General features: G+C 44.8%; 15 protein-coding genes. 5 read left to right on the plus strand and 10 right to left on the minus strand.

The window, feature by feature from the left end; genetic code table 11:
• Positions 1-155 precede the first annotated feature (155 nt).
• Positions 156-950: a TIGR00266 family protein gene (locus tag A4R26_RS17770; protein ID WP_081165785.1), complete on the plus strand. Its 795-nt coding sequence runs from the start codon at positions 156-158 to the stop codon at positions 948-950.
• Positions 951-1,077: 127 nt separating this feature from the next.
• Here A4R26_RS17770 and A4R26_RS17775 read toward each other — a convergent pair whose 3' ends face one another.
• From A4R26_RS17775 to A4R26_RS17785, 3 genes are all read right to left on the minus strand, one after another.
• Positions 1,078-1,833 carry a Bax inhibitor-1/YccA family protein gene (locus A4R26_RS17775; protein WP_081165788.1) on the minus strand — a complete coding sequence of 252 codons (756 nt, stop codon included), beginning with the start codon at positions 1,831-1,833 and terminating at the stop codon, positions 1,078-1,080.
• Between the two features lie 194 nt (positions 1,834-2,027).
• Entirely contained in the window at positions 2,028-3,353 is a 1,326-nt protein-coding gene (locus A4R26_RS17780; protein ID WP_081165791.1) for a PSP1 domain-containing protein, read from the minus strand.
• 475 nt (positions 3,354-3,828) lie between these two features.
• Positions 3,829-5,043 (minus strand): DNA polymerase III subunit, encoded by a 1,215-nt coding sequence (locus A4R26_RS17785; protein WP_081165794.1) that lies wholly within the window; start codon positions 5,041-5,043, stop codon positions 3,829-3,831.
• A gap of 212 nt (positions 5,044-5,255) precedes the next feature.
• Between A4R26_RS17785 and A4R26_RS35855 the strand changes: the two genes are divergently transcribed.
• On the plus strand, positions 5,256-5,387 hold the full coding sequence (locus tag A4R26_RS35855) for a hypothetical protein (RefSeq protein ID WP_278248430.1): 132 nt from the start codon (positions 5,256-5,258) through the stop codon (positions 5,385-5,387).
• Between the two features lie 573 nt (positions 5,388-5,960).
• On the opposite strand, the gene A4R26_RS17790 is transcribed toward A4R26_RS35855, so the two are convergent.
• The 4 genes from A4R26_RS17790 to radA all read right to left on the minus strand — a co-directional run bounded on the left by A4R26_RS17790 (position 5,961) and on the right by radA (position 10,320).
• Positions 5,961-6,476 carry a glutathione peroxidase gene (locus A4R26_RS17790; RefSeq protein ID WP_081165797.1) on the minus strand — a complete coding sequence of 172 codons (516 nt, stop codon included), beginning with the start codon at positions 6,474-6,476 and terminating at the stop codon, positions 5,961-5,963.
• A gap of 120 nt (positions 6,477-6,596) precedes the next feature.
• Complete coding sequence (locus A4R26_RS17795; RefSeq protein WP_081165800.1) at positions 6,597-7,991, minus strand: choice-of-anchor Q domain-containing protein; 1,395 nt, start codon at positions 7,989-7,991, stop codon at positions 6,597-6,599.
• 164 nt (positions 7,992-8,155) lie between these two features.
• Positions 8,156-8,851: a ComF family protein gene (locus A4R26_RS17800; RefSeq protein WP_081165803.1), complete on the minus strand. Its 696-nt coding sequence runs from the start codon at positions 8,849-8,851 to the stop codon at positions 8,156-8,158.
• A 95-nt stretch (positions 8,852-8,946) separates the two neighbouring features.
• Complete coding sequence (gene radA, locus A4R26_RS17805; RefSeq protein WP_081165806.1) at positions 8,947-10,320, minus strand: DNA repair protein RadA; 1,374 nt, start codon at positions 10,318-10,320, stop codon at positions 8,947-8,949.
• 618 nt (positions 10,321-10,938) lie between these two features.
• On the opposite strand from radA, the gene A4R26_RS17810 reads away from it, so the two are divergent.
• Both A4R26_RS17810 and A4R26_RS35040 read left to right on the plus strand, forming a co-directional pair.
• A complete protein-coding gene (locus A4R26_RS17810; protein WP_081165809.1) occupies positions 10,939-11,628 on the plus strand; it encodes a zinc metallopeptidase in 690 nt (229 codons plus the stop codon).
• A gap of 967 nt (positions 11,629-12,595) precedes the next feature.
• Positions 12,596-12,739, plus strand: a complete 144-nt coding sequence (locus A4R26_RS35040) for a hypothetical protein (RefSeq protein ID WP_165760320.1) — start codon at positions 12,596-12,598, stop codon at positions 12,737-12,739.
• Positions 12,740-12,826: 87 nt separating this feature from the next.
• On the opposite strand, the gene A4R26_RS17815 is transcribed toward A4R26_RS35040, so the two are convergent.
• The 3 genes from A4R26_RS17815 to A4R26_RS17825 form a co-directional block, all read right to left on the minus strand.
• Positions 12,827-14,380, minus strand: coding sequence for an Rne/Rng family ribonuclease (locus tag A4R26_RS17815; protein WP_081165812.1), 1,554 nt, complete (start codon positions 14,378-14,380; stop codon positions 12,827-12,829).
• Positions 14,381-14,726: 346 nt separating this feature from the next.
• A complete protein-coding gene (locus A4R26_RS17820; protein WP_081165815.1) occupies positions 14,727-15,572 on the minus strand; it encodes a tetratricopeptide repeat protein in 846 nt (281 codons plus the stop codon).
• 25 nt (positions 15,573-15,597) lie between these two features.
• Positions 15,598-15,918 carry an HU family DNA-binding protein gene (locus A4R26_RS17825; protein WP_081145882.1) on the minus strand — a complete coding sequence of 107 codons (321 nt, stop codon included), beginning with the start codon at positions 15,916-15,918 and terminating at the stop codon, positions 15,598-15,600.
• 436 nt (positions 15,919-16,354) lie between these two features.
• On the opposite strand from A4R26_RS17825, the gene mutY reads away from it, so the two are divergent.
• Positions 16,355-17,425: an A/G-specific adenine glycosylase gene (mutY, locus tag A4R26_RS17830; RefSeq protein WP_081166315.1), complete on the plus strand. Its 1,071-nt coding sequence runs from the start codon at positions 16,355-16,357 to the stop codon at positions 17,423-17,425.

The following is a 17,425-nucleotide window of genomic DNA, read 5'->3' on the forward strand; positions in this document are numbered from 1 at the left end:
AATAATTAAACTCATGAAACGAATATTGTTATTTTGCGACTAACCTTTCTGTATTAAATCGGGGTTGCGGGAACCGGAGATCCGCTGCGATTCCGGATCTGGTAACCGGTTACCCGAAAAATATAATTGATTAATAAAACTTTAAACTGATTTTCATGCGCACAAATCACGAAATAGACTACAAAATTTACGGTGAGGAAATGCAATATGTTGAGGTGGAGCTCGATCCCGGTGAAACGGCCATTGCTGAAAGCGGCGCCTTTATGATGATGGACGATGGTATTCAAATGGAAACCATTTTTGGCGATGGCGCCAAACCCAATACCGGTTTTTTTGGCAAACTGATGTCGGCCGGTAAACGGATCCTCACCGGTGAAAGTTTGTTCATGACCGCGTTCTCCAACGTGGGACAGGGCAAAAAGAAAGTAAGTTTTGCTTCTCCATATCCCGGTAAGATCATTCCGATCGACCTGATGGATTTTGGTGGAAAGATCGTTGCGCAGAAAGACTCTTTCCTGTGTGCGGCAAAAGGGGTAAGTGTGGGTATTGAATTCCAGCGTAAACTGGGTACCGGTTTATTTGGCGGTGAAGGCTTTATTATGCAGAAACTCGAAGGTGATGGTATGGCTTTCGTGCATGCCGGTGGCCACGTATTTGAAAGAGTGTTACAACCCGGCGAACTGCTGCGGATAGATACCGGTTGTTTGGTGGGGTATACACAAACCGTCGATTACGATATCCAGTTTGTGGGTGGTATCAAGAATACGCTGTTTGGTGGTGAAGGTTTGTTCTTTGCTACATTGCGGGGGCCTGGTAAAATATGGATACAAACGTTGCCCATCAGCCGCCTGGCAGGACGCATCTTAACGTATGGCGGCCCGAGAGGCCGTAAAGAAGAAGGTAGCATCTTAGGTGGTTTGGGTAATATGCTCGATGGCGATGGCTGGTAGGGATAATGTGATAATTCGATAATGTGATGATGTGATAATGGAATACGGAAAGTAAGATCTCTTTAAATACAAAAGGGCGTCCTGGTTTAACCGGGACGCCCTTTTACTATAATTAAACTTTTAAGGTTTAGTTTCTCCTTGCCAGTTTAGATAATAATTTCAGGATCTCGAGGTACAGCCATACAATGGTTACCAGCAACGCGAAAGCGCCATACCATTCCATGTATTTGGGCGCGCCCATTTTAGAACCATTTTCGATGAGGTCGAAATCGAGGATCAGGTTAAGGGCTGCCAATGCCACTACTACCAGTGAAAAGATGATACCGAAAGTGCTTCCTTCATGCAGGAAGGGAATGCCGATACCTGCGAAGTGCATACCGATAGCGATCAGGTAAAAAACCGCAATACCCGCAGTGGCAATGATAATTATCTTTTTGAACATTGGGGTTGCCGTGATGATGTTGAACTTGTACAAAAGGTACATCGCGATCACTACACCAAAGGTCAAAGCAACTGCCTGGGTAATGATATTGGGAGCTATTTTGTCAAAAGCATAGTTGTAATAAGCTGAAATGGCGCCTACGGCAAACCCTTTTACCAGCGCATATAAAGGCGCCAGATACGGGGCCAGGCTCATTTTAAAGGCCATTATGACGGCAATGCCTAATCCGCCGAAGACGCTTACCCACATGTAGGAGGTAACGTTAACTCCCGAGTAAGCCATTTTCCAGGCAAGGCCGGCTGTTGCCATGGTAAGTAAGAAAAGAATGCCGAACTTATTCAGCGTTCCTTTAACAGTCATTGCATCATCGCCATATACGGCGTAAGGCTGAGAGAAGGTTTTCTCTCCCAGTGCAGGATTACCGGATTTAAACAGAGCCATAGATTTAGAGTTTTATTTTTATTTCAAGATACAGGTTTTACCGTCGATGGTCAATGGTGAATGGTGAGAAAATTCCTGGCATTCGAAGCTTACTGATCATAAGCATCTGAGCTGTATTCCTTCCTCACTTCGATATGCTGCATTCAGCATTCGATATTCTGCCTTTCCCCTCCACTTTCTCATTCCTCATTTCACTACTGCCCATCCTTTTCCTTCCCTTTATTGCCACCCCGGTCCTCGCGGTTCTGGTTCTGGCCGCCGCCCTGGTTCCGGTGCTGGTTATGCCTTCTGTCGCCACCGCCTTTTTTATCAGACTGGCGGTTGTCGCGGTTATCACGGTTGTCGCGACCGCCGCGGTGCTGTTGCTGCTGGCGCGGCTGCTCTTTTTGCTGGCCCTGCTGGTGATGATGGTGCCGTTTCTTTTTCTCGGCCCTTTCGAGGCTGCGTAAGCTGATCTGGCCTACCACATCAACAAATTCAGGTTCAACCTCTTTTGGTTTCTGCGTGGTTACATCAACAGCTTCCAGTTCATCGGGTACCTGGTTACGCTCGTTCAGCTGTTTTATCTTTCTTACCCGGTCAATGGTCAGCGGATACTGTTTGCTGGTATCGGGCAGGGTATACCACATGAGGTTTTTGAAAATATCTTTCTTTATGAGGATAGCAGTGCCTTTGGCTACCTGTAAGGTATCGGCATTGTCGGGAAAATGCTGCAGGGCATCGAGGTAAATATCGAGCTCATAGTTTAAGCAACATTTTAACCGGCCGCACTGACCGCTGAGTTTGCTTTGATTGATCGACAGGTTCTGGTAGCGGGCGGCAGTGGTATTAACCGATTTGAAATCGGTTAACCAGGTGCTGCAGCACAATTCGCGGCCGCAACTACCGATACCGCCAACCTTTGCGGCTTCCTGACGGGCGCCTATCTGCCGCATTTCCACTTTTACCCGGAACTCTTTTGCATACACCTTGATCAGTTCGCGAAAATCGACGCGGTCGTCGGCGATATAAAAGAAGGTGGCTTTACGGCCGTCGGCCTGAATTTCAACCTCGGTGAGTTTCATTTCGAGGTTGAGCTGGCGGGCGATGGCGCGGGCCCGGATGAGGGCCTCTTTTTCGCGGTCTTTGTTTTGTTGCCAGATCTCGATGTCTTTATCGGTGGCGCGGCGTAATACTTTTTTAATGTCGGGGTCGGTTTCGTCGGCATTTCTTTTCTTCATTTGCAGCCGAACGATTTCACCGGTGAGGTTAACGGTTCCAACATCGAACCCGCTAACGCCTTCCACGGCAACCAGGTCGCCTTTTTCGAATAAATGAACAGTGGTATTCCGGTAGAAGTCTTTCCGGCTTCCATTATTGAAAGTTATTTCAACGATCTTACAGCTCCCCGAAGGGTCGCTGAATGGCAGGTTACTCAACCAATCGTGCACATTCATCCTGTTACAACTTCCCGTGCTGCAACCGCCATTGCTTTTACAACCGGCTACTTTACCGCCTGTTCCGCATGAACTACATCCCATTCTTTATTTAGGATTAACGATTTATAAATTTTATTAATGTTCGGCCGGAAAACACACGCAGAAATATAGGCAGGGTATTAAACAAACCTCCGGGAAACCGGGGTGCGCCCATATTCACCCGTTTCGCGTTACAAAAATGTAACGTTTTGAATAAGACGCATTTATGAATAATATAGCGAAATAAGATGACCTAATATATATAGCAATCCTGCTCGCATGCAACCCCAATCGCACAATTTTTCTGCTTCCTGCTTAACAGGCCGATTTACAAATATAAGTTATTAACGTTAAAAGGGTATGTATATGATAACGTTTGTAAGTACCCCCTGAAAGGGGAATGCTGGCGCGCCTTGGGAAGATTTGCACAGTATCCGGCGATCTAAATTTTTGAATTATGAAAACCAGGCGTTCTCAGCCAGCCGAATTTTCTTTAGCATTTTAAATTGAGGTAACCATCCCCTTCAGGGGGCTGGGGTTAAATCACCGTAGCGGTCTGCTTGTTGGCAATAATGTGGTATAATTTAATGGTAAGGGCGTGAAACAGCATTTTGGCATTGGCATTCCGCTCAATATAATAGGTGGCCTTATCAAGCTCTTCGATAATGGCCTGCTGCTGGTTGAATGCGGCAATTTTGTTCAGCCGGCCGGCAAAGTCCTTTTCCTTATCGGGCAGGTGCAGGTTGGCCGGGCCCATGGCGTGCAGCCTGATAGCCTGTTCAAGCAAGTGGGTGAAATATCGCAGGAACTGCTTTTGTTTTTCGCGGCCCAGTTTGCTTACCTCATCTATCCATTTAACCTGAGCGATGGGTCCGTTCTTTAAAATGGCGTTCAGCCAATCGCGCAGGAGCGACTGCCAGTCTTCATCGGCATGCTGCATCAATTGCAGCGCTTCGCGGTAATTGCCTTCAGCTATGAGGGCGATCTGGCGGGCCGGATCTTCAGCCATTTTTGCCTTTTCAATCAACGCGGCGGAAATTTCCTGGTGGGTGAGGGCCGGAATTTTTACCAGCTGGGTGCGTGATAAAATGGTTTGCAGGATCAGCGATTCATTTTCGGCCACTAATATAAACAGTGTATCTGGCGGCGGTTCTTCAATGAGTTTCAATAACTTATTCCCCTCGTTGCCCAGGTATTCGGGCATCCACATCAACAGTATTTTAAATCCGCTTTCAAAACTTTTGAGCGACAACTTGCGAATGATGTCATTACATTCATAGGCGGTGATGTTCCCCTGTTTGTTTTCTGCGCCAATAAACTGCAGCCAGTCGTACGAATTGCCATACGGATATTTGGCTATGAACTCGCGCCACTCACTGATGTAATCCGAACTGAGCGGTTTGTCGCCCGGCTTGCGGGGAATTACCGGGTAAGAGTAATGAACATCGGGGTGCATCAGCTGCTGCATCTTCTGGCAGCTGGGACATTCGCCGCAGGAATCGAGCATGCCGGCGCCGGGCCTGGGAGCTGCCGGCGGTTCATCCCCAAACAGGGACGGACCGGCCTGTTCGGTGGCCGCTTTGCGGTTTACCTTTTCGCAAACAACATATTGTGCAAATGCAATGGCCAGGGGCAGTGCACCAACTCCTTCTTTTCCAAGAAATAACAGGGCGTGGCTGATACGGTCCTGTTGAACCATATTGGCCAGATGCAATTTTGCATCTGCCTGGCCTATAACATTTTTGAATAACATGCGGGCGAAGTTAAGCAGGAAATGGCAACGGATAAAGTTGGGTTATGCAGCCCCCGGGCAAAACGGTTGTTACTAAAATTGGCGGGTAACAGGGTATAGGCGGAAGTTTACAGGCAAGCGCTGTTCAAAATTCCGGAAGTATGGTTTGTAATTATAAAAAATTCCGGAAGTATGGTTTGTAATTATAAAAGGCGAATCATAATTACGAAAACATGTTACGTAATTACAAAGCGTTCAACGTACCGGTGGTATGGCTTGAAATTATCAAAATCGCCGGTATGGAGGCTCAAAGTGCGGCGGCCCTGAATAATATAGGTTTCAATGTTGGCGTGGGCATTACCTGAAAAGCGAAAGCCCCCGGTGGGGCTTTCTGATAACTTTTACGGCTAATCTCTTGATGGTTTTTAACAGAATTGGGATCACAAATTTTCATTAAGAGTTAGGAAAAGTGGGTGTAACTGATTTTCAATGGATTGGATTTTCCGTGGTTTTTCGTCAAAGGATATTCTTTCTCACAGGACCGTTGGATTGGCTTTCCCGGTATTGGATTGGTTTTTCTACGGAAATTGGATGATTTAAACAGATACTGGATTGATAGTTCAAAAATGTACATATAAAGCCGCAAAGGGAACTTTATTCGTTCAAACGACACTTATAATCGATTTTGCTGTTGTTTTGCCAGACGAAAAATGAGAGTAAACTCTTAAGTGTAACTGCGTCAAAACTATTAAATGAAGGGGAATGGGTATAGTTTGAAAAAGCTTGCAAAAAAACGCAAAAGCAGGCGCGGGCTGTAAAAAAATGACCGGTTAAAAAAGAATGTTCGGGAACTGAATGAGGTGATCTTTTGCTCAACACGCATCCCCCGAATGCATACTTTTTTAACCGGCCGGTGATCGTATAACGATCGTTATAATTTAATTGAGATATTTGGTCACTTCTTCGCTGGTCACTTTTGTTTTGTTATGGATCACCGTGATGAGGTTGCCTTTTTCATCTAACAGGAATTTGGTGAAGTTCCATTTTATTGGATCGGTAATACCTTTTTTCGCAGCTTCGGCAACCAGGTATTTAAACAGGGGATGAATGTCATCGCCTTTTACCGAAACCTTTTCGGCCATTGGGAATGTTACGCCATAATTCTTTTTGCAGAACTCAACAATTTCTTCCTTTGAGCCGGGTTCCTGTCCGCCGAAGTTATTGGCCGGAAAACCCACTATAACCAGTTTGTTTTTATACTGCTTATACAGTTGTTCAAGATCGGCGTATTGAGGGGTGTTGCCGCATTTTGATGCGGTGTTCACGATCATGATCTTTTTGCCTTTGAATTTTTTGAAGTCGATGGTTCCGTTACCATCGAGCGCAGGCACCTTGAAGTCATAGATGGAAGGTGCTACAGCAATTAGCAGGGAAACAAGCAATAAGCGTATCATATTGATAAAATTTTAAGTATAGTATATGCCGGCTGGCACTTGTACTATACAAATATGCTGCTAAATTGGTTGCTTTCCCGTAAAATATTGGTTAACGGTATGTGAACCAGCGCTCGCCAATCACTGCTTCTCATAACATCCAAGGTCAGGAGCGCCGTTATTCCGAAGTTCTCCGTCGAGGTCGATGGTTATACCCGTGGCGGCGCCGCGATTGATGGCCGGCGACTCACTGCGCAGGCGGAAATTATATGTTTTTAACTGGGTGTTGATGCTGTCGAACAAAGGCGGATCGTTGGCAATGATATTACTTGCACTTACGTTGGCGGGATTGTTCTTTACCTTCCACAAACAATTCTGAAAATTAACATTGAAGGTGCTGTTGCCCTGTTTATCGGTAACCACTTCATCTTCTGCCGTACCGTTCTCGCCCCAGAAAATGCAATTTGTAAAACTGGCTGTGCAGTTGAACGTAGAAACCACATTGCCGTTTTTGATATAGTTGGTAATTACCAGCACCGGGTCTTTATGCAGTATATAGGAGTTTGACCAGGATGCTACGGTACAATGTGTGAAATCATAATTGCCGCCATAACCTAACAAAATATTCTTTCCGCAATTGCTTACCAGGCAATTCTGTGCTTTGACAGATGACTGTACTCCCAGTATACCCGCATCAAAACAATTATCAATGATGCATTCGCTGAGGGTTACTTTAGGGTTGGCGTTCACCGAAGGTTTTTCGGCTGCTATACCCTGGTAGGCGTTTATGATGTTTGCGTATTGCAGGTTGTTATCTACACTTGTTTCGCGAAAATAGATGCCAGGCCAGCCACCGGGGAAATCGCGATAGGGGTCATCGATGCGGTCGCCCCTGAACACTACGCGGGTGCTATCGTATTTTTCGCCGGTAACTTTTAATGTGCCGTCGACAATGATGGGTGCATCGGCATGCATATATACACGGCAACCTTTTTCAATGGTAAGCGTAGCGTTTTTATCAATGAGCATTCCGCCGGTGATAACGTAAGGCCTGTTGTTGGTCCAGGTAACATTGCCGGTGATGATCTTCGAGCGCATGAAGTTGGCGTTTTGTCCCCAGGCTTCCAGTTGCACCCAACGTTCATTGCCGTTATAATCGATAAGGATACTATCCTGTACCACAAAAGGCAGGTCTGCGGCTGTAGGATCGATTTTTACAGTAACAAAAACATAAATGCTGTCGTTGGCATCCATTTCAATATCGGTTACGGCCGGGCCGGGCGTACCATCGACATTCATATCAAATAAAGAAGCGCTGCCGCCACTGAGGGCTACCTTGTTAAGGCGCAGTTTCTGGTTGTTCTGGTTATATATGCGAAAAAAACGGGTGGTTGAACCTGTTGTGGTAAATACCGTGTCGAAATGAAGGGTATCGGCGCTGGTTGCCAGCGATGCCGTGCTGCTGGTGATAAATGATTCCTTTTTACAGGAGATCAGCGCGCTGGTAAGCAGTATGGCAACGAGTATATATTTCATGTTCCTGTAAAAATACACGTTTTCGAATACACATAAACCGGCCGCTGGCCGGGACAGTAAAAACGTAATGACAGATACAATATTGCAATCTCACGTTTCACGTTTGCCGTTTCACGTTTCGCGAGGCCATTCACGATTCACGGCTGTTCTCCATCCAACCGTGTTTACTTTACGGTATAAGCCATCGTCATAATACTTAATCGCGTATTGGCGGCGGTTAACAGTTCCTGTCCGCAGGCTTCGAGGGTGGCGCCGGTGGTTATTACATCATCAACAAGTAAAATATGTTTTCCGCTGATGGCATCGGGTTGCAATAATTCAAACCTGCCCTGCATGTTCAGCCAGCGTTCGATGCGGTTTCGGGTAGTTTGGGTTTCGCTGGAAGTTTGCCGGCGAATGACTTTGTCAAGAACCGGAAGCGGTAATACTTCTTTCATGCCCTGGCATAAAAGAAAAGCCTGGTTATAGCCGCGTTTGCGTTCGCGGGCCGAAAACAGCGGTAATGGTACCAGCGCGTCGATATCGTTAAAACGGCTGGCGTGCAACAGCGCTTCGCCCATTTTGCGTCCCATATAAAGTCCCAGTTCTTTATTGCCTTTGTATTTTATTTCATGAACGATGTGTTGCAGGATGGAGTCTTTCGAAAAATAGAGATAGCTGGCGGCGGCGGTGACAGCCATCCGGCCCCAGAAAATTTTTTCAACGGGGTTGTCGGGAAAATTATGAAAAGAAGTAACCGGCAACCGGTTAATGCAGTGCATGCATAGAACCTGTTGCCGGCTCATGATATCGCTGCCGCACCCCGCGCACTGATGCGGAACAAAAAGATGTAATAAAGGATGTAATACGTTTTTAAACATATAGCCTTTCGAAATATTGAATATCGAATTTTGAATGATGAATGTGGAAGTTGTATTTACTTCGTCATTGGAAATTGGACATTCAACATTCGATATTAAAACAGGTACTGATATACTTCTTCAACCCGGCCCATGGGCACTACTTCTATATTGTGCGCCGATTTGGAAATCGATTTTTGTCCGTACCGCGATACGATGATCTTTTCGAAACCCAGTTTTTCGGCTTCTGCTATCCGTTGTTCAACCCGGTGAACGGCCCTTACTTCACCGCTCAATCCCACTTCGCCGGCAAAACAAACTTGTGATGGCAACGGCACATCTTCGTAGGAGCTCAGGAGAGCGCATAAAACGGCCAGATCGATCGAGGGGTCTTCTACCTTCAAACCGCCTGCAATGTTCAGGAAAACATCTTTTACGCCGAAATGGAAGCCTCCTTTCTTTTCCAGTACAGCCAGCAGCAATTGTAAACGCCGCAGATCGAATCCCGAAACGGTGCGTTGTGGTGTTCCGTAAACCGATTGGGTTACGAGCGCCTGTACTTCAATAAGCAACGGACGCATGCCTTCAATGGTAGCTGCAATGGCAATACCGCTTAAACGGTCTTCCTTTTGCGTCATCAGTATTTCGCTGGGATTGTTAACACAACGCATACCGGCGCCGGTCATTTCATATATGCCCAGTTCAGAGGTGCTGCCGAAACGGTTTTTGATGGTTCGTAAAATGCGATACGCATAATGCCGGTCGCCTTCAAACTGCAATACGGTATCGACCATATGTTCGAGTATTTTCGGGCCGGCAATACTGCCGTCTTTTGTAATATGCCCAATGAGAAACACCGGCGTATTGGTTTCTTTGGCAAAGCGCTGGAACTCCGCTGCCGATTCACGGATCTGGGATATGCTTCCGGGTGACGAATCGATATACGGCGACTGAATGGTTTGAATGGAGTCGACGATGACCAGGTGCGGTTTTAATTTTTTTATTTCCTGGAATATGGTTTGTGTTAAAGTTTCGGTGAGCAGGTAAAAGTTATCGTTCTGGATGTTCAAACGGTCGGCGCGCATCTTTATCTGCTGTTCGCTTTCTTCGCCGCTGATGTATAACACAGTTTTTTCTTTCAGTTGTAAACCATTCTGCAAAAACAAAGTTGATTTACCAATGCCGGGTTCGCCTGCTATCAATACGATACTGCCGGGAACGATTCCTCCGCCGAGTACCCTGTTGAGTTCTGCGTCTGTTGTAGTAAGGCGAACCTGTTCATTGCTTTTGATGGTATGTAATGCAATGGTGCGAATAGATTTTGTTTCTTCATTGTAATCATCCCATCCGTTTTCTTTTTTTAAGGATGGTTTTGAAATTACTTCTTCAACAAATGTATTCCATGTACCACATGATGGACATTTTCCAACCCATTTCGCGCTTTCATATCCACAATTCGAACAAAAGAATGCTGTTTTAACTTTAGCCATGCGATAAAGTTAATGAAAACCACGTCGGTTATTAAGCCGGTGCAATGAATTGAGTTGTTGATAACATGTGAATAGGTATGAAGTATGATTTTTGAAGTAGTTATTCACGTTAAAAAGTTAGTGAGTGGTATAAACTGCGTTTAAGGTATGTGATAGTATAAAACGATAAGCGATTTGCGCAGGCTGTTTTTTGAACAATAAATTGAACGAAAAAGATGGCCGGAGGGGGGTAAAAAAGGTGCTTTTTTCTTAAAAGTAAAAAGGCCAACATTACTGTTGACCCTTTACTTACTAACCCATTAAATTCTTGCACTAAATTACAAATAAGCGCCACATAACAAAATTATTTTTTGGGGTTGTGAATAAATTCCAACGCCTTTTTAATGTCGGGGCGATTTATCGTTTTGATGCCATAAGGCGTTGATAATCAAATTTTAATAGAATTTTAAGAGATTTGAGAAAAGGCTTGTGATAAAATGTCAGCCCACCGCGATTAAACGCAATTTGAATGACAAAAAGGCCCCTGATTTCTGCCGAAAAATGGCGTAAAATTTACTCAAATGTTTTGGTAACTGATTTGATAGATTATTGTTACTTATTAATAAAAGAGTACGAAAAATGACACCATCAATTTTAATTATTTCGATCCTGTTTTTAGTGATCAGTTTAGCGGTGTCCGGTGTGCTGAAAGGCAAATTTGCAAAGTACAGCCGGGTGCCATTGTCAGCCGGTTTAACGGGTAGGGAAGTGGCAATGAAAATGTTACGCGATAACGGTATATATGATGTTAAAGTGGTATCAACCAATGGTTTCCTGAGCGACCACTACGACCCCACCAAAAAAACGGTAAACCTGAGCGAAGACGTATATAACGGTATATCAGTGGCTTCTGCAGCCGTGGCGGCCCACGAGTGCGGCCATGCCGTACAACATGCCACTGCCTATCAATGGTTAACGCTGCGCAGCAAGCTGGTTCCCGTGGTAATGTTCAGCTCGGGAATTGTACAGTGGATTTTGTTACTGGGTGTAATTATGGTAAATGCGTTTCCGGCCTTGTTGCTGATAGGTATTGTACTTTTTGGTCTAACTACCTTATTCTCAGTGATTACCCTGCCTGTTGAGCTGGATGCCAGCCGCAGGGCGCTGGCCTGGTTGAACCGCTCAAATATTACCGGCGACCGTGAGTATCCCCAGGCAAAGGACGCGCTTAAATGGGCTGCCTTAACTTATGTGGTAGCTGCCCTGGCTTCCGTAGCCACCTTGGTACAATATATATTTATATTCCTCGGTGGCAGGGACAGGGATTAAGGCTTAGGCGTAAGGAGCTTAAGAACAGGGATTTAAGAACAGGTAAGCAAAACAGGTTGCAGGACTGAGTGCTAAAATCGGCAACCGGTTTTTCCAGGCCGGGGCAGGCCGAAAGGCTATCCGGCTTCAATACTTCGCCGTAAGGCGGGGAAATGAAGTCTCAACTATAAATTGTAATTACTGGTTTAGTGAGTTAGGAAACCTCGCCAACAGGCGGGGTTTTTTCATTGAAAAAGCCCGGAGCTTTAAAGCAATTACTGGATAGCCGCGGGCTTAAAAAGGTTGATCGGGAGCTGCGGTCTGCCAGGGCGGCAACTGGATACCAGGCGGCCCTGAAACCGAAATAATTAGAATAGGATTAGAAAAAAAGACTGGCTTTTGCCGGCGGCATCATTACCCGGCATGATTTAGGGCGGGTTGAGGGGCCGAAAAAAAGACTACAGCCTACCCAAAAATAGGGACGGATGGCGCCGAACTAGGTAATTTGGCGTTTTTTGCTGCACACTTATCGACCATAATAACACGCCTATTGCCAAAACTGCACACTTACCAATTTGTTCTTTGCGGTAAGAGATTTAAAAATAATTTTGACATGTCTGATTCACTTTTTTCCCTACGCCTTTCTGGTTTTATATTTCGATCGGGCAATTTCTTGCCCGATCCTTTTTTTATATACCTCCCGTGAACATACAACCGGAAAAGAACACTCCTCGCATGTTACAGCCATCTGATATATTATTTAGTGTTCATTTAATGCTTCTTCATCGAATAAAATCTTTTGCCTTTCCGAAGATGCTGCGGTTGCCTTTTAAATGAGAGTGGGCGGCTTGTAGATAAAAACGGTCGCGGAGTTGCATTAGAAAAAGAGGCGCTGAAATCGCCTGTAAAGCGATTTGGGAAGCGTTTGATGTTTGCGGGGCTACCTGTGATCGTTATTGACGGCAGTAGGCAAACTGGAGTAGTGAAAATGCGGCGTACAATATTATTACAGCAAACCATAGGCGAAACCGGCCGTTCGGGCTTGGCGATTTCAATAAATGAAAAAACAGGCGAAGGGGTAACAGATACCTCCATGCAGGCGGCCGGCTACCGGCAATCAATAGCTCCTTGAACAACATTGAAAGGTTCACAATTAACGGGTAAACCCGATAACGGTGAACATTGCCTTTGTTTATTACCTGTTGGTTGTAGCCAAAGGCTACAACTTGATCTCGTCGTCGTGTTTGTCGAAGAAATGGAATTCGGTAAGATGATAATTGGTGTTCTCCCTGATCTTAACCTTCTGACCGTACTTCCAGCGCCATTTCCATTGTTTCGATTTGAACATGGAACCTTTTGTAAGGTAGGCATGCATAATAGGATGTACAACCAGGGTAAGGTCTTTATGCTGGTGGGTGATGAGGTAACTGAGGTTCTTTTCAATTTCATCCTCCAGCAGCAGGGTAGAAGATATTTTACCTGTACCGGCGCAGCTTGGACAAACTTCCTGGGTATTGATATTAACCTCAGGTTTCATCCTTTGCCGGGTTATTTGCATTAACCCGAATTTGGAGATGGGCAGAACCGCATGTTTGGCCCGGTCGGGGCGCATACATTCTTCCATGGCTTCCAGCAGCTTCCGTTTGTTATCGGGCAGCTTCATATCGATGAAGTCAACCACGATGATACCACCAAGATCGCGTAAACGCAACTGGCGGCTGATCTCAGCAGCAGCTTCAAGGTTGGTTTCCAGGGCATTTTGTTCCTGGTTATTGCCAACGCTTTTATAACCGCTGTTTACATCAATTACATGAAGGGCTTCGGTATGCTCAATAATGAGGTAGGCGCCGCTGGGCAGGTTAACGGTTTTACCAAACGCGGCTTTTACCTGCTTGGTAATACCATACTGATCGAAGATCGGCAACCCATTATGATAGAAGGAAACAATTTCCGCTTTTTCGGGGGCGATGCGTTGAATGTAGTTTCGGGTGTCGTTGTAAATATTCCTGTCATTTACAACCACCCGGTTAAAGTCTTCATTCAGCAGATCGCGTAAGATACTGGTGGTTTTCGTTTGCTCACTCAATATCTTGGCGGGCGCTACCGCACCTTTGAGGTTTGCCTGAATGGTTTCCCAGGTTTCAACCAGGGCGGCCAGGTCCTCGTGCAGTTCGGCGGTATTTTTCCCTTCAGCGGCAGTACGAACTATTACGCCAAAGTTCTTTGGCTTAATAGCTTCTACTATCTTTTGTAATCTTTTTCTTTCTTCGGCAGAGTGGATCTTGCGGGAAACGGCCACTATATCATTGAAAGGAGTGATGACCACAAACCGGCCGGGCAAAGAAATTTCACAACTAAGGCGGGGGCCTTTGGCTGCAATTGGCTCTTTCAATATCTGAACCAGAATGTTCGGTTTGCCGCTCAGTACTTCATTGATCTTACCGGTTTTTATAATTTCCGGTTCAACCTGGAAGTTGGCGAAGTTGAAACCCTGCGGGCTGTTATCGCTAATGGCCTGTTGGGTAAACTTCAAAAGGGAGCGGGCATACGGACTGAGGTCAGTATAGTGAAGGAAGGCATCCTTTTCAAAACCTACATCTACGAATGCAGCGTTAAGTCCGGGGATGAGTTTCTTTACTTTTCCGAGATATAGGTCTCCCACCGCGAAGCTTGCATCAGCTTTTTCATGATGCAATTCCACGAGCTTTTTGTCCTCTAATAGCGCTATTTCAACGCCCTGAGGTGCTGCATTTATAATTAGTTCCTTATTCAAGCGTACTGTCTTTATACCGTCTAAACCATCTCATCACTACAAGGAAAGGTGCTGAAGAGGAATTAGTTGTCAGGTATCAGAAAATCAGCATAGCAGGTAACCTGTAATAAATGACAACGTAACTAGATTCAGCGAAAGAAGGAAAAGGCCTCGCCGTATGGCGCGACCTTTTTCAAGAAGATAAAACTAGCGGTTCTTCTTCTTATGCCGGTTTTTTCTAAGTCTTTTTTTACGCTTGTGCGTGGCTATTTTATGACGCTTTCTTTTTCTACCACAAGGCATATAACACCAATGAGTTTAAGATTAAATAATAATGTTTCTAATGTCTTTTACCGGAAAGGTTTAATTATTTATTATCAAGTAATTTAATACGTTCGTCGATCTCCTTCGTTAATTCGGCATTCTGAATATGCTTCTTCGCCACATTGTACCATTTTACCGCATTTGCCTTGTCTTTCTGTTGTTCATAAGCGTCGGCCAGCATCAGGATAGCTTCGATGTTCTCTGGCTGGTGTTGAACAACTTGCAGCAGGCGGCCGGCTGCTTTATCAAACTGGCCCGAGATCATACCGCCAAGGCCAAGCATAAACTGCGCATACATATTTTCAGGATCTCTCTCTGCCACTTCCCTAATCTTTGCGATCCCGTCCATCGGGCCCTCGCCCAGGTTCCCGAAAAGTATGGCGCTTCCTAATCCTACTTTTAGCGAATCATTGTTTGGTGCGAGCTGTAATGCCTTCTCAAACAACCCTTTAGCCTCTGTTGCCATCCACCGTTGTAATTCAGGGTTTTCCTGCCGGCGAATGCCCTCTAAAAAGAATTGGGCAGCAAAGGTGAGACTTTTTTGAGAATTTTCCAATTTAGCGGCTTCGGCAGAATAATAAGCGTAGGGAAGCAGTAAATGGGCTGAGTCTTTCCAGAAGTCAGCCAGCTGCTTAAAAACCTTGATCTGTTGCTCTTTAACGTCGCCGCGTACAACACCCGTTTCCAGTTGGGCAACAAAAGCCTGCTGGGCAGGTGTTAGTTGCTGCCTGGATGCTTCCAGAATGGTTTTAGAACTTATTTCTTTTGAACCGGCTGCCGCTGCAACAGCACCAGGGCTTTTTTTAGGGGGAATGGTATTACCAAAAAAATAGATCAGACACAGTAGACCAACTCCACTGCTAACCAGGATCAATTGTTGCTTTTTCAAGAATCAAATCATTTAAGCAGCAAATTTACATCTCATCATCCGGGTTTGGCTGATCTTCTTTTACAGATTGCAGTTTTTTAACTTCTGCAACGAATTCTTTGGCTGGTTTGAATGCGGGAATAAAATGTTCGGGTATATGAACCGCAATATTCTTTTTGATATTACGTCCAATCTTGGCTGCTCTTTTCTTTGTGATAAAGCTGCCAAAACCACGAATGTAGATGTTCTCGCCCTGGGACAAGGTGTCTTTTACTTCCTTGAACATGGTCTCCAGCGTAACCAGCACATCAACCTTCGGTATACCTGTTTTTTCCGATATTTGGTTAACGAGGTCTGCCTTTCTCATGTCGCATGAATTTTACGGGTTTACAAATTTTAATTTTTTAAAAAAATTTTCATAGGAATGTCAAAGGCAATCTACACTAAATCAATTCTTTAATGAAATTAACTGTAAATTTTCACATTTGCAAGAAAACTATAAACAATTGAAAATGAATTTTAAACAATTTCCGGACAGGTTGTATAACATAAATTATTCATATTCAGAATGTTATATAGCTAAACGACCTCGAAACAAGTATTAGCATTTTTTTTCAGTTTTAAAAAAATAGGAGTTTTTTCGACCGTTTATGGGCAAAAAAGGGCCTTTTCGTCGATTTTTTTAGATAAAAACAAGCAAATTTTTACATGAAACGTCTATCCTAATTTTCATTTAACATAGATAGCAATGAAAATTGGCGGGGGTAAGTTTCATCGGGCCTGTAAAAAAATATAATTATCAGATGAAACCTGATTTTACGCGAAGGTTATTACAATGGAATAAGAACAGCAACACGCGTGTTATGCCATGGAAAGGAGAGAAAGATCCCTATAAGATATGGCTGAGCGAGATCATTCTACAGCAAACAAGAGTTGAACAGGGATGGAGCTATTATGAAAAATTCATTGCTGCATTTCCAACGATCCTTCATCTGGCCCGTGCAAACGAAGAAAAGGTTTTTAAAATGTGGGAAGGGCTCGGTTACTATAGCCGTTGTAAAAATCTTATTGCAACCGCCCGTAAAATTGCCGGTGAGTATAACGGTATTTTTCCTTCCACTTATGAAGAAATAGAAGCGTTGCCTGGCATTGGTCCGTATACGGCCGCTGCCATTTCATCATTTGCTTTCAACCTGCCGCATGCGGTGCTCGATGGTAACGTACAACGCATCATTGCACGCTATTTCGGTAACTCAACGCCTATTGATACAACGGCGGGCAGGAAGTTGTACCAAAGCCTTGCCCAGTCGTTATTACCTTGCGACGAGCCCGGCATCTATAATCAGGCCATAATGGATTTTGGCGCCGTAATATGCAAACCTCAAAACCCTTTATGCAGCACCTGTGTTCAGCAAAAAGAATGCGAAGCATTCAGGCAGAATGTGGTAAGCCAACTCCCGGTAAAGCAAAAGGCCATCGTAAAGAAAGAGCGCTGGTTGTATTACTTTATCGTAGAGTATAAAGGAAAATGGTACATAAAACAAAGAACGGCTAAGGATATCTGGGAAAACCTGTTCGAGTTTGTTTTATTCGAATCCACCGCTGCCGTTGAAGACATTACACTCAAAATGCCTTTCCTGAAAAAGCTGGTGAATGGCCAGGCCGTACATATTGAAAGTATCAGCCGTATGTACCGCCAGCAGCTGACCCATCAAACCATTCATGGCCGGTTTGTTAAAATCGTGGCCGGGGAAGCCCTGCCTTCTTTGAACGGTTATTTACTTGTAGATAAGAAACAGCTTTCGAAATATGCCTTTCCACGGTTTATAACAACATATCTGGGTGAGCCGGCTCCTCCGGCTCAATTGTTTTAA

This window comes from Niastella populi (genome assembly GCF_002078015.1).
Lineage (GTDB): Bacteria > Bacteroidota > Bacteroidia > Chitinophagales > Chitinophagaceae > Niastella > Niastella populi.

Excerpts from the sequence above, each read along its gene's own strand:
- A4R26_RS17770 (WP_081165785.1), top strand. The coding sequence starts at position 156 with ATGCGCACAAATCACGAAATAGACTACAAAATTTACGGTGAGGAAATG.
- A4R26_RS17775 (WP_081165788.1), bottom strand. The coding sequence starts at position 1,833 with ATGGCTCTGTTTAAATCCGGTAATCCTGCACTGGGAGAGAAAACCTTC.
- A4R26_RS17780 (WP_081165791.1), bottom strand. The coding sequence starts at position 3,353 with ATGGGATGTAGTTCATGCGGAACAGGCGGTAAAGTAGCCGGTTGTAAA.
- A4R26_RS17785 (WP_081165794.1), bottom strand. The coding sequence starts at position 5,043 with ATGTTATTCAAAAATGTTATAGGCCAGGCAGATGCAAAATTGCATCTG.
- A4R26_RS35855 (WP_278248430.1), top strand. The coding sequence starts at position 5,256 with ATGTTACGTAATTACAAAGCGTTCAACGTACCGGTGGTATGGCTTGAA.
- A4R26_RS17790 (WP_081165797.1), bottom strand. The coding sequence starts at position 6,476 with ATGATACGCTTATTGCTTGTTTCCCTGCTAATTGCTGTAGCACCTTCC.
- A4R26_RS17795 (WP_081165800.1), bottom strand. The coding sequence starts at position 7,991 with ATGAAATATATACTCGTTGCCATACTGCTTACCAGCGCGCTGATCTCC.
- A4R26_RS17800 (WP_081165803.1), bottom strand. The coding sequence starts at position 8,851 with ATGTTTAAAAACGTATTACATCCTTTATTACATCTTTTTGTTCCGCAT.
- radA (WP_081165806.1), bottom strand. The coding sequence starts at position 10,320 with ATGGCTAAAGTTAAAACAGCATTCTTTTGTTCGAATTGTGGATATGAA.
- A4R26_RS17810 (WP_081165809.1), top strand. The coding sequence starts at position 10,939 with ATGACACCATCAATTTTAATTATTTCGATCCTGTTTTTAGTGATCAGT.
- A4R26_RS35040 (WP_165760320.1), top strand. The coding sequence starts at position 12,596 with ATGCGGCGTACAATATTATTACAGCAAACCATAGGCGAAACCGGCCGT.
- A4R26_RS17825 (WP_081145882.1), bottom strand. The coding sequence starts at position 15,918 with ATGAGAAAGGCAGACCTCGTTAACCAAATATCGGAAAAAACAGGTATA.
- mutY (WP_081166315.1), top strand. The coding sequence starts at position 16,355 with ATGAAACCTGATTTTACGCGAAGGTTATTACAATGGAATAAGAACAGC.